The 12,807-nt window shown below is 45.5% G+C and carries 11 protein-coding genes; 2 read left to right on the top strand and 9 right to left on the bottom strand.

Annotation, left to right across the window (positions count from 1 at the left end; genetic code table 11):
• Positions 1-66: 66 nt before the first annotated feature.
• On the bottom strand, positions 67-954 hold the full coding sequence (gene znuA / locus R7127_RS15530; RefSeq protein WP_033906913.1) for a zinc ABC transporter substrate-binding protein ZnuA: 888 nt from the start codon (positions 952-954) through the stop codon (positions 67-69).
• 78 nt (positions 955-1,032) lie between these two features.
• Here znuA and znuC point away from each other — a divergent pair, with 78 nt between their 5' ends.
• Together znuC and znuB are read left to right on the top strand one after the other, a co-directional pair.
• A complete protein-coding gene (znuC, locus tag R7127_RS15525) occupies positions 1,033-1,821 on the top strand; it encodes a zinc ABC transporter ATP-binding protein ZnuC (protein ID WP_017634809.1) in 789 nt (262 codons plus the stop codon).
• Positions 1,814-2,599 (top strand): zinc ABC transporter permease subunit ZnuB, encoded by a 786-nt coding sequence (znuB, locus tag R7127_RS15520; protein ID WP_005382183.1) that lies wholly within the window; start codon positions 1,814-1,816, stop codon positions 2,597-2,599. Before znuC ends, znuB begins: the two co-directional genes overlap by 8 nt.
• A 119-nt stretch (positions 2,600-2,718) precedes the next feature.
• Here the strand turns inward: znuB and sucD are convergent, their stop codons facing one another.
• The 8 genes from sucD to sdhC form a co-directional block, all read right to left on the bottom strand.
• Positions 2,719-3,591 carry a succinate--CoA ligase subunit alpha gene (gene sucD, locus R7127_RS15515; RefSeq protein WP_005382181.1) on the bottom strand — a complete coding sequence of 291 codons (873 nt, stop codon included), beginning with the start codon at positions 3,589-3,591 and terminating at the stop codon, positions 2,719-2,721.
• A complete protein-coding gene (gene sucC / locus R7127_RS15510; RefSeq protein ID WP_005382179.1) occupies positions 3,591-4,757 on the bottom strand; it encodes an ADP-forming succinate--CoA ligase subunit beta in 1,167 nt (388 codons plus the stop codon). Before sucC ends, sucD begins: the two co-directional genes overlap by 1 nt.
• 213 nt (positions 4,758-4,970) lie before the next feature.
• Positions 4,971-6,179, bottom strand: a complete 1,209-nt coding sequence (gene odhB, locus R7127_RS15505) for a 2-oxoglutarate dehydrogenase complex dihydrolipoyllysine-residue succinyltransferase (protein WP_005382177.1) — start codon at positions 6,177-6,179, stop codon at positions 4,971-4,973.
• Positions 6,180-6,207: 28 nt separating this feature from the next.
• The gene (gene sucA, locus R7127_RS15500) at positions 6,208-9,033 is read right to left on the bottom strand and encodes a 2-oxoglutarate dehydrogenase E1 component (protein WP_005382176.1); all 2,826 of its coding nucleotides are present in this window, start codon (positions 9,031-9,033) and stop codon (positions 6,208-6,210) included.
• Positions 9,034-9,204: 171 nt separating this feature from the next.
• A complete protein-coding gene (locus R7127_RS15495; protein WP_005382174.1) occupies positions 9,205-9,915 on the bottom strand; it encodes a succinate dehydrogenase iron-sulfur subunit in 711 nt (236 codons plus the stop codon).
• Between the two features lie 15 nt (positions 9,916-9,930).
• Positions 9,931-11,697, bottom strand: coding sequence for a succinate dehydrogenase flavoprotein subunit (sdhA, locus tag R7127_RS15490; protein ID WP_005382172.1), 1,767 nt, complete (start codon positions 11,695-11,697; stop codon positions 9,931-9,933).
• Positions 11,698-12,042, bottom strand: coding sequence for a succinate dehydrogenase, hydrophobic membrane anchor protein (gene sdhD, locus R7127_RS15485; protein WP_005382169.1), 345 nt, complete (start codon positions 12,040-12,042; stop codon positions 11,698-11,700).
• Positions 12,036-12,428, bottom strand: a complete 393-nt coding sequence (sdhC, locus tag R7127_RS15480; protein WP_017634811.1) for a succinate dehydrogenase cytochrome b556 subunit — start codon at positions 12,426-12,428, stop codon at positions 12,036-12,038. The genes sdhD and sdhC overlap by 7 nt, the downstream gene beginning before the upstream one ends.
• Positions 12,429-12,807: the final 379 nt, after the last annotated feature.

Raw genomic sequence — 12,807 nt, 5'->3', positions numbered from 1 at the left:
TACCAAAGGTTGTAATTCTTACTACTGGATCACGTTAAAAAGACTACTCCTACATTACGACAGCACTTAATCTGACTTTTTGTTCAAGCATTGCTCAAAACTATTCGCCATATTGTTGAGAAAAGTAAAGTAACTGCCAGGTTTTGCTTCAATTGTACTCCCTAACGGGTCAAGCTCGCCTTTAGCGACGTCACTGCCTCTCATTACGCTCTGAACGACAGCCGGGGTAAACTGAGGTTCAGAAAATACACAAGCCACATCTCCACCACTTAGCTTTTGACGAATTTGAATTAAGGTCTTCGCTCCTGGCTTTCGTTCTGGGCTCACAGTAAAATGCCCCATTTGATTTAGTTCATAACGATCTTCGAAATAACCGTAAGCATCATGGAATACAAAGTAACCTTTGTTTTTTACTGGTGCCAGCTTCTGCTTTATCTGTTGGTCAGTGTCTTTTAGCTCGAGTTCAAACTTTTTGAGGTTCGCTTGATATTGAGCTGCATTTTCCGGATCAAGTGATACAAGTTGATTCACAACAGCCTTGGCCACTTGTTGTGCTTGGCTTACACCTAGCCAAAAGTGCGGATCATGTGAGCCATGATCGTGCCCATCATGGTCATGGTTGTGCTCACTATCAAATTCACGCAATTCTAGATTTGGAATTTGACTAATAGTCAAAGTATTCGATCTATCCGAAACAACTTTCTCTAGAAACGGTTCAAGATCATGTCCGTACCAAATAACCAAATCAGCCGAAGCGACCTTTTTAACATCCGATGGACGCAAAGCATAGTCATGGGGTGATGTGTTAGACTGCAATAGCACGTCTGGTGAAGTTACTCCTTGAGTAAGCTCTGTTACTAACAACTGAATAGGTTTGATACTCGTCAGTACCGTTACTGCCTGTGCTGGAAGTGTTAACATTGCTGAGGCAGCAAGAATTAATGCTCTTTTCATAGTTTTACTTGGGATATGGCGTGGAAAGTGAGATAATGTTACATTATAACATTATTGATTTGCAAATGAGTTTCATTCATGTCTTCCTTAGTCCATCTTGAGCAGTTATGCGTCGAGTTCGATGGCCGCAGAGTTCTCGATAACATTAGTATGGAATTAGAAAAGGGCAAAATAACTACCCTAATTGGTCCCAATGGAGCGGGAAAATCAACGTTAGTCAAAGTTATCTTAGGTCTTCAAAAGCCAACTAGCGGCAAGTTGAACCGACAAAGAAAACTGAAAATTGGTTACGTTCCTCAAAAGTTGAAGCTCAATGACTCCCTTCCATTGAATGTAACCCGCTTCCTAAATTTAGCAGGAAAATACAGTAAGCAGGAGTGCATTGATGCATTAAGGCTTGTTGGCGCTGAACATTTACTTAATAGTAATATGCATCGCTTATCCGGTGGTGAAAACCAACGAGTGTTACTGGCGCGCGCTCTGCTTCAGCGTCCTCAGCTGTTGGTATTAGACGAACCAGCTCAGGGTGTGGATATCCAAGGTCAAATCGATCTCTATGACTTAATTGAGAGCATTCGTCACCGCTTTGATTGTGGCGTATTTATGGTGTCGCATGACTTACATTTAGTGATGGCGAAAACGGACGATGTTATTTGTCTGCATCACCATGTTTGCTGCTCAGGTTCACCTGCCACTATTACTCAGCACCCTTCTTACATCGCACTATTTGGCAATGCAGCGAGAGAGTCTCTCGCGTTTTATCATCACGACCATGAGCACCATCATCACGATTTATCCGGAACGCCAGTAAGCGGTGATGCGATATCATGCTCCCACCATAAACACGGACATCACCATCATGATTGAGTTTCTCCTACCTTCTATTCTTGCTGGTATTGGTATCGCGATCATTGCCGGTCCACTTGGGTCATTTGTCGTTTGGCGTAAAATGGCTTACTTCGGAGATACCCTAGCTCATGCATCGTTAATGGGCCTAGCGCTGGGCTTCTTGCTCAACGTAAATCTCTACCTTGCGCTACTCGTCTGCTGTTTAGCTCTGGCCGTTTTGCTTGTCACTCTGCAAAAGCAACAACTTGTGGCTACAGACACGTTGTTAGGTATCTTGGCACACAGTGCACTCTCTATCGGTTTAGTATCGGTTAGCTTTTTGGAAAACGTGCGCGTCGATTTAATGAGCTACCTATTTGGGGACTTACTTGCCGTCTCTCCACAAGATCTGATGTTTATTTACGCAGGTGTTGTTGCGGTGAGTGCGTGTTTGTACGTCTTCTGGCGCCCACTGCTTTCTAGCACTGTTAGTGAAGAACTTGCCGCTGTTGAGGGCGTGAATACAGACTTAGTTCGATTGGTGTTAATGCTAATGGTGGGTGTAGTAATCGCAGTAGGTATGAAGTTCGTTGGCGCGTTGATCATGACTTCGCTCCTAATTATCCCAGCAGCAACAGCACGTAAAGTCTCTTCATCACCAGAGCAAATGGCATTGTTCGCATCTATTATTGGCTCAGTGGCAGTACTGATGGGGCTTAGCCTATCATGGCACTTCGATACACCGGCCGGCCCTTCTGTAGTGATCAGCGCAACATCCTTATTTATGCTGAGCCAGCTGATTAAAAGCAAAGCATAATCGCATTGAGCATTAAACGCGAAAGACCTTGCTAACAACAAACATAAACCCACGGAAACGGAAAAAGAAAAGCCTGCGAAGTCGCAGGCTTTTTAATACTTATTAAGTAGTGTGGTCGATTACCAACCCGTCACTTCACGTAGACCTTGGCCAATCTCTGCTAGAGATTTCACAGTTTTAACGCCAGCCGCTTCTAGTGCAGCAAATTTGTCTTCAGCAGTACCTTTACCACCAGAGATAATCGCACCAGCATGGCCCATACGCTTACCAGGAGGTGCAGTTACACCAGCAATGTAAGAAACCACTGGCTTCGTTACATTTTCTTTAATGTATGCTGCTGCTTCTTCTTCTGCAGTACCACCGATCTCACCGATCATAACGATCGCTTCTGTCTCAGGGTCTTCTTGGAACAGTTTTAGGATATCAATGAAGTTTGAACCCGGGATTGGGTCACCACCGATACCAACACAAGTAGACTGGCCGAAACCTTCGTCAGTGGTTTGTTTGACTGCTTCGTAAGTTAGAGTACCGCTACGAGATACGATACCTACTTTACCTTTCTTGTGAATGTGACCAGGCATGATACCGATCTTACACTCATCAGGAGTGATAACACCCGGACAGTTAGGACCGATCATGCGAACGCCAGTTTCTTCTAGCTTCACTTTTACGTCGATCATATCTGTAGTAGGGATACCTTCAGTAATCGTTACGATTAGCTCGATACCCGCGTCAATCGCTTCTAGGATTGCATCTTTACAGAAAGGTGCTGGTACGTAGATGACTGTCGCTGTTGCGCCAGTCGCTTCTACTGCTTCGCGTACTGTGTTGAATACAGGTAGACCTAGGTGAGTTTGGCCGCCTTTACCTGGAGACACACCACCAACCATTTGCGTACCGTATGCGATAGCTTGCTCTGAGTGGAAAGTACCTTGACCACCAGTGAAACCCTGACAGATTACTTTAGTGTCTTTGTTAATTAATACAGACATTATTTAGCCTCCGCAGCAGCAACAACTTTCTGAGCAGCGTCAGTTAGCGACTCAGCAGCAATGATATCAACATCAGAATTAGCGAGAACTTCGCGACCTAGGTCAGCGTTAGTACCTTCAAGACGAACAACAACAGGTACGCTTACACCTACCTCTTTAACCGCACCGATAATACCTTCTGCGATCATGTCACAACGTACAATACCACCGAAGATGTTAACAAGTACCGCTTTCACATTGTCATCAGATAGGATGATCTTGAATGCTTCAGCAACACGCTCTTTCGTCGCGCCGCCACCTACATCTAAGAAGTTAGCTGGTTTGCCGCCGTGTAGGTTTACGATATCCATCGTACCCATTGCTAGGCCTGCACCGTTAACCATACAGCCAACGTTACCGTCTAGTGCTACGTAGTTCAGCTCCCACTGAGCTGCGTGTGCTTCACGCTCATCTTCTTGTGAAGGATCGTGCATTTCACGAAGCTTAGGCTGACGATACAGTGCGTTTGAGTCGATGTTGATCTTACCGTCAAGACATAGCAAGTTGCCTTCGCCAGTAATCACAAGTGGGTTGATCTCTAGCAGAGCAAGATCGTACTGAGAGAACATAGTGCCAAGACCCATAAAGATCTTAACGAATTGTTTGATTTGGTCGCCTTCAAGACCAAGTTTGAACGCTAGCTCACGACCTTGGTAAGCTTGTGGACCTACTAGTGGGTCAATTGCTGCTTTGTGGATGAGTTCCGGCGTTTCTTCCGCAACTTTTTCAATTTCCACACCACCTTCGGTAGAAGCCATGAAAACAATCTTACGGCTAGCACGGTCAACTACCGCACCTAGGTATAGTTCGTTCGCAATATTTGAAGCTTCTTCAACAAGGATTTTTGTTACTGGCTGACCGTTAGCGTCAGTTTGGTAAGTCACTAGGTTTTTACCTAACCACTTCTGTGCAAACTCTTTAACGCCTTCTTTTGTATCGTGTAGCTCTACGCCACCCGCTTTACCACGGCCACCAGCGTGAACCTGACATTTAACTACTTTCTTGGCTGTACTAATACGGCCTGCGGCTTCAAAAGCTTCTTGTGGTGTATCACACGCGTAGCCTTCTGGCACAGGCAAACCGAATTCTGCAAACAGCTGTTTGGCTTGGTATTCATGCAAATTCATTTCGATATTCCGTTTGTTTTTCCCTTAAGGGATTTATTATTTCCATAACGCTGCAGTCTTGGCTGCTTGTACGTCTGTAGGGTCTTCTCAAATAAATCCTTCATCATGAGTTCTCATACTGAAGGATTCAAATGAAGGCCAAACGTTGAGCTAGTCTAGCCATTGAAATTTTTAACGTCTAGCTACCTACGATAACTAGACGTTTTAGCGATATTAAACGTCTAATAGGAGACGTGCTGGGTCCTCTAGTAACTCTTTAATCGTTACTAGGAAACCAACTGATTCACGACCGTCAATTAGGCGGTGATCGTAAGATAACGCTAGGTACATCATCGGCAAGATTTCAACTTTGCCATCCACTGCCATCGGACGCTCTTGGATCTTATGCATACCAAGAATCGCTGATTGAGGTGGGTTGATGATTGGTGTAGACATAAGTGAACCAAACACACCACCGTTTGTGATAGTGAAGTTACCGCCCATTAGCTCGTCTACCGTTAGCTTGCCATCACGACCTTTGATAGCCAGCTCTTTGATGCCTTTTTCAACATCAGCGAAACCAAGCTTGTCACAGTCTTTTAGGACAGGTGTAACTAGACCACGTGGCGTTGATACCGCCATGCTAATGTCGAAGTAGTTGTGGTAAACAATGTCATCGCCATCAATCGAAGCATTTACTTCTGGGTAACGCTTAAGCGCTTCTGTTACTGCTTTCACGTAGAAAGACATGAAGCCTAAACGAATACCGTGACGCTCTTCGAACTGATCTTTGTACTGCTTACGAAGGTCCATGATTGGTTTCATGTTCACTTCGTTAAACGTCGTTAGCATTGCCGTGTTGTTCTTCGCTTCTAGCAGACGGTTAGCAACTGTCTTACGAAGGCGAGTCATTGGAACACGTTTCTGACTGCGAGCCGCTGCCGGCACGTCAACCACTGCTGGCGAGTCTTCTTTTGACGCAGATTTAGCGTTCGCAAGATGCGCTTCAATATCTTCGCGCGTAATACGACCACCAACACCAGTGCCTTTCACTTGGCTTGCTTCTAAGCCATGTTCAGCCAATAAACGGCGCACTGCTGGGCTTAGTGCGTCATTACTTTCTTCGCTAAGCGCAGCTTTGTGACGCTTATCAGGAGATGCTTCAGTACCTTCTGTTTTGTCTGCAGTTGGTTCACCTGCAACTGCGCCTGGCTTCAATTTAGCAATGATTTGTTTAGAAAGTACTGTCGCACCTTCTGCTTCAACAATAGCTTCTAAAACGCCAGCTTCCGGAGCTGGAACTTCTAGCACAACTTTGTCTGTTTCGATGTCAACCAAAACCTCGTCACGCTCTACTGCGTCGCCTGGTTGTTTGTGCCATGTCGCTACGGTTGCATCAGCAACTGATTCAGGTAAATCTGGAACCAGAATTTCAATTGTCATATCTGTTTCTTCCTTTAACTTCTAATTCTTAATTCGAAGTTTTTGAGTTCACGTTCAGAGCGTCTTCAACCAACGCTTTTTGTTGTTTCAAGTGCACCGACATGTAGCCAACTGCTGGCGAAGCAGAAGCTGGGCGACCTGCGTATTTAAGATTTGCACCTGCAGGAATAGCGGCACGGAAGTTATGTTGGCTACAGTACCAAGCACCTTGGTTCTGAGGTTCTTCCTGACACCACACGAAGTCTTCAACGTTAGTGTATTGAGCAATTGCTGCTTGTACTTCTTCCATTGGGAATGGGTAAAGCTGTTCAATACGCACGATAGCAACATCGTCTTGCTCGTTGTTACGGCGCTGCTCTAGTAGGTCAAAGTAAACCTTACCAGCACAGAACACGACACGTTTCACTTTGCTTGGTTCTAAATCATCTACTTCTGGAATTGCAGATTGGAATGTACCATCCGCCAAGTCTTCAATCGTTGAAGTACATAGAGGGTGGCGCAGCAAAGATTTCGGCGACATAACAATGAGAGGTCGACGCATTGGGCGTACAACCTGACGACGAATCATGTGGTACACCTGAGCCGGTGTTGAAGGAACCACAACCTGCATATTTTGCTCAGCACAAAGCTGAAGGTAACGCTCTAAACGTGCAGATGAGTGCTCAGGACCTTGACCTTCATAACCATGAGGTAGAAGCATAGTAAGACCGCACAAACGCGCCCACTTTTGCTCGCCTGACGAGATAAACTGGTCGATAACAACTTGTGCACCGTTGGCAAAATCACCAAACTGTGCTTCCCAGATAGTTAAACCACCTGGTTCGGCTGTTGCGTAACCGTATTCAAACGCCAACACAGCTTCTTCTGACAATACTGAGTCAAAGACTTGGAATGGCCCTTGGTTGTCATGAATATTCGCTAATGGAATGTAAGTGCTTGCATCGGTTTGGTTATGAAGAACCGAGTGACGGTGGAAGAAAGTACCACGACCCGAGTCCTGACCAGAAAGACGAATACGCTTGCCATCGTCAACCAATGTAGCATACGCCAATGTTTCAGCCATACCCCAGTCAATAGCTTTTTCACCGGTCATCATTGCTAGACGATCGTTGTATAGCTTATTAACACGGCTTTGCAGTTTATGGCTTTCTGGGTACTGACACAGACGATTGCCTAGCTCAATAAGGCGTGTCTTGTCGTATTTTGAATCCCACTCCATATCCCATTCGTGCCCTAAGTAAGGGGACCAGTCTACAGAGTGCAACGCCATTGGACGCCATTCTTTAACAACCACTTCACCGCGATCCAATGCATCGCGATACTCATTGACTAACTGAGTCGCTGTCTCGATATCTGACTCATTTTTGTCGATCAGAACATCTGCATACAATTTGCGTGGTGTAGGATGCTTTTTGATTTTCTGGTACATCAAAGGCTGAGTCGCATTTGGCTCATCCGCCTCATTGTGACCGTGGCGACGGTAACATACAAGATCGATCACGACATCGCGCTTGAACTCGTTACGGTAATCCAATGCAATGCGAGTAACAAAAGCAACTGCTTCAGGGTCATCTGCATTTACATGGAAAATTGGCGCCTGCACCATCTTCGCGATGTCGGTACAGTACATCGTAGAACGCGTGTCACGAGGATTAGACGTCGTAAAGCCTACTTGGTTGTTGATGACGATACGTACCGTACCACCAACTTGGAACCCACGAGCAAGAGACATGTTGAAAGTTTCGGCAACCACACCCTGACCAGCGATTGCTGAATCACCGTGGATGGTGATAGGAAGCACTTTGCTACCTTGATTATCACCCAAGCGGTCTTGACGTGCTCGAACTGAGCCCATGACTACCGGGTTTACGATTTCTAGGTGCGATGGGTTAAATGCAAGTGCTAAGTGAACATCACCGCCTGGAGTCGCAAAATCAGCAGAGAAACCTTGGTGATATTTCACATCACCCGTACCCCAAGTTTCGTCGTGTTTACCTGCGAACTCATCAAACAGGTCTTGAGGTTTCTTACCAAGTACGTTCACCAGCATGTTCAAACGACCGCGGTGAGCCATACCGATAACCACTTCACGCATTCCACTTGTACCCGCATGACGGATCAACTCTTTCGTCATCGGAATCAGCGCATCACCACCTTCTAAAGAGAAACGTTTTGCACCTGGGAATTTCGCCCCGAGGTAACGCTCCAAACCTTCAGCGGCTGTTAGCTCTTCTAGGAATGTGCGCTTCTCATCTTTGTTGAATGATGGCTGGCCTACGACAGACTCAAGGCGTTGCTGAATCCAACGCTTTTGCTCTGTGTCAGTCATGTGCATGTATTCAGCACCGATGGAACCGCAATAAGTTTTGTTGAGGGCTTCATAGATATCTTTCAACTTCATGGTTTCTTGCCCAACAGCAAAAGAACCTACGTTGAAAGTTTCTTCGAAGTCATCTTCGGTAAGATTATGAAAAGCAGGGTCTAACTCCGCCACTGTTGGGCGTTGCCATAGACCTAGTGGGTCTAATTCTGCAGCTTCATGCCCGCGGAAACGGTATGCGTTGATTAGCTGTAGAACTTTTACTTGTTTTGCATCGACATCTGGGTCACTAACTTGGACATTGTAATGCTTTGTTTCTCTAGCGAGTCGTCGGAAGTAGTCACGGACACGTGAATGTGGTTGTTCTGCCACTTCTTCTGATGGCTTAGGCAAGCCTTCAAAAACACGTTTCCACTCCTCACTTACCAGATCGGGATCACTTAGATACAGTTCGTAGAGGTCCTCTACATACGTTGCATTGGCGCCAGCCAAGTGTGAAGACTCGAGCCATGCCTTCATCACGCCGTTGTGCATATTTTCCCTTAACCAGTAGTTTTCACGTTTGCTTCGGTCTTTGCCGAGCTATAAGAGCCGACTAAAAATACGGTCGGCAATTTTTGTATTCTTTACTCGAATATTACTGAAGCAGTGAAGCGGTCATATCGGGTGATCCGCAACACTGCGACATTCCTAAGAGCGAGTAAATTAAACCGAACGATTAACCAACATCGACTTAATGTGACCGATGGCTTTCGTCGGATTTAATCCCTTAGGACAAACACTTACACAATTCATGATGCCATGGCAACGAAAAACGCTAAATGCATCATCAAGATCAGACAAACGTTCATCTGTTGCCGTATCGCGGCTATCAATTAGCCAACGGTACGCTGCGAGAAGACCAGCTGGGCCGATGAATTTATCAGGGTTCCACCAGAATGATGGGCAAGACGTTGTACAACATGCACACATGATACATTCGTACAATCCATCTAAATGCGCACGATCATCAGGCGATTGTAGGTTCTCACGTGATGGTGGTAATGCACCATCATCAATCAAGAATGGTTTAACTTTCGCATAGTTATCATAGAACTGCGTCATGTCAACGATAAGATCGCGCACGACAGGTAACCCTGGTAGTGGACGAATAACTATCTTATCGCCTTGTAGAGCAGATAACGGTGTGATACACGCTAGGCCGTTTTTACCATTCATATTCAAACCATCAGAACCACATACCCCTTCACGGCATGAGCGACGGAACGCGATGCTTGGATCTTGCTCTTTTAGCAGAATCAATGCATCAAGCACCATCATGTCTGAGCCTTCGTCTACCTCAAGGGTATACTCTTTCATGTAAGGCTTGGTATCCACATCCGGATTGTAACGGTATAAAGAGAAGTTTAATTTCATAGTCGTATCCTCCCTTTAGTATGTACGTACTTTCGGCGGGAAAGCTTCACGATGCGTTGGCGTCATGTTCACATCACGCTTAGTCATCGCTTCTGTTTCCGGATTGTAGATAGAGTGGCATAGCCAGTTCTCATCATCACGCTCAGGGAAATCGAAACGAGCATGTGCGCCACGACTCTCTGTACGGTAGTTCGCTGCAACGGCAGTTGAAAACGCGGTTTCCATCAGGTTATCAAGTTCTAGACACTCGATACGCTGCGTGTTGAACTCTGAAGACTTGTCCGCTAGATGCGCATCTTTCAAACGTTCGCGAATCACTTTCAACTCTTCTAGACCGGTTGCCATCGCATCGCCTTCACGGAATACCGAGAAGCTGTTTTGCATGCATGCTTGTAGGTCTTTACGAATCTGAACTGGATCTTCACCACCAGTGCTGTTTTCCCAACGCATAGTACGCGCTAGAGACGCTTCAATATCAGATTCTGTTGCAGGACGAGCTTCTGCTTGCGCTGCTAGCGTTTCGCCAAGGTGCAAGCCAGTAGCACGACCAAATACGACCAAGTCTAGTAATGAGTTGCCGCCCAGACGGTTAGCACCGTGTACCGATACAGAAGCAATCTCACCACATGCGTAAAGGCCTTGTACTTCCATCTCGCTACCGTCGGCCTTCTGCTTAATTGCTTGGCCAGAGACTTGAGTAGGTACACCACCCATCATGTAGTGACAAGTTGGAATTACTGGAATTGGCTCTTTCACAGGGTCAACGTGTGCAAATGTACGAGACAGTTCACAGATACCTGGTAGACGTGATTCAAGTACTTCTTTACCAAGGTGATCAAGTTTCAACTTGATATGTGGACCCCAAGGACCATCACAGCCGCGGCCTTCACGGATTTCAATCATCATTGAACGAGCAACCACGTCACGACCAGCAAGGTCTTTCGCGTTTGGTGCGTAGCGCTCCATGAAGCGTTCACCATCTTTATTTAGAAGGTAACCACCTTCACCACGACAACCTTCCGTCACTAGAACACCCGCGCCAGCAATACCTGTTGGGTGGAACTGCCACATTTCCATGTCTTGCATTGGAACGCCTGCGCGAAGTGCCATACCAACGCCATCACCCGTGTTGATGTGCGCGTTAGTGGTCGATGCGTAAATACGACCTGCACCACCTGTAGCTAGAATGGTTGCTTTTGATTTGAAGTAACAGATTTCACCCGTTTCCATACAAATCGCAGTACAACCCATGATTGCGCCGTCTTGGTTTTTCACAAGATCCAAAGCGTACCACTCCGAGAAGATGGTTGTTTTGTGTTTTACGTTTTGCTGGTAAAGCGTGTGAAGAAGTGCGTGACCAGTACGGTCTGCTGCAGCGGCTGTACGAGCAGCCTGCTCACCACCAAACTCTTTAGATTGACCACCGAATGGACGTTGGTAGATGGTACCATTATCAAAACGAGAGAATGGCAGACCCATTTTTTCAAGCTCGATAACTGACTCAGGACCATTTTTACACATGTATTCAATCGCGTTCTGGTCACCGATGTAGTCGGAACCTTTAACGGTATCGTACATGTGCCATTGCCAATCGTCTTTGTGCGAGTTACCCAGAGCAACAGTAATGCCACCCTGTGCAGACACAGTATGAGAACGTGTTGGAAATACTTTTGACAACAAAGCACATGATAGGCCTTGTTCTGAAATTTGTAGTGCAGCGCGCATACCTGCACCACCAGCGCCGATTACTACGGCATCAAACTCACGAACTGGAATAGACACTTACGCACCCCACAGAATAAATAGACCAGAGAAGACATAGCCGAATAGCACGGCAATAACACCAAGTTGTAGTGCGCCACGTAGTTTCGCGCACTTAATGTAATCAGTTAATACCTGCCACAAACCAACCCATGCGTGAATCAGGATCGAGACAAGTGCCAACATGGTGAATACTTTAGTGAAGGTACCACCAAAGAATTGGGTCCAAGATGCGTAAGAGATATCTGAAAATGCACAGAAGCTAATCAGATAAATCGTGTATAGCGTCATAATGATTGCAGTTGCACGAATTAGTAGGAAATCGTGTACACCATTACGACCAAATGAAGATACGTGTTTTACCATACCAAGATCCCCGCCAATAATGATAATACTGCTGTTGCACCAAACGCGACTTTAGCGCTCATCGTGCCTGAATCTAGTTCTTCAAAGTGACCTAGATCCATCAATAAGTGACGGATACCACCTGCGATGTGGTAGGCAAGTGCAGTAAGAATTCCCCACAGGATGAATTTTACGAAGAAGCTATCGACGATGTCAGCGGCTTCCATAAAACCCATTGGGGATGACAGAGAAATGGATAGTAACCACAGTAATATACCCACCGCAACAAACGTAATTACCCCAGACACACGGTGTAGGATGGATGCGATTGCTGTGATAGGAAAGTGGATGGTCTGTAAATCTAAATTAACAGGTCTTGACTTTCTTTCTTTCACGGGCTTGCTCACTCAGCTCCATTGAGCATTTATTGTTATAACCAATTTCAGCTTCCAAACGTACAAAAGTTAACATCTATTTAACAAACATCGCGAGTAACCACTCAGATAATTGTAAACAAGTTGTTAACAAACGGAATCCAGCAACAAACCTCACTCTTTGTTTCTAGCCCCGAATTTATAAGGATTTAACTAAAATTTTCTTTGCCAATATACGGCGAGCAACATTCTAATACAATTGGTGTAACAAATTATGCTACATAGAACAGATTTTTAACGATTTTCATGAGAAAAATCATAACAAGTGCACACAAAGATGGAGAAAAATTGACTTTAAGCTTTAACAACAGTACAAAAATGGCACATAAACATCCTGGACGGATTAAATAAT

This window comes from Vibrio sp. 1159 (assembly GCF_033340395.1).
Taxonomy (GTDB): domain Bacteria; phylum Pseudomonadota; class Gammaproteobacteria; order Enterobacterales; family Vibrionaceae; genus Vibrio; species Vibrio alginolyticus.
Note: the sequence above shows the minus strand (reverse complement) of the source record. Positions and strands in the feature narration are given on the sequence as shown.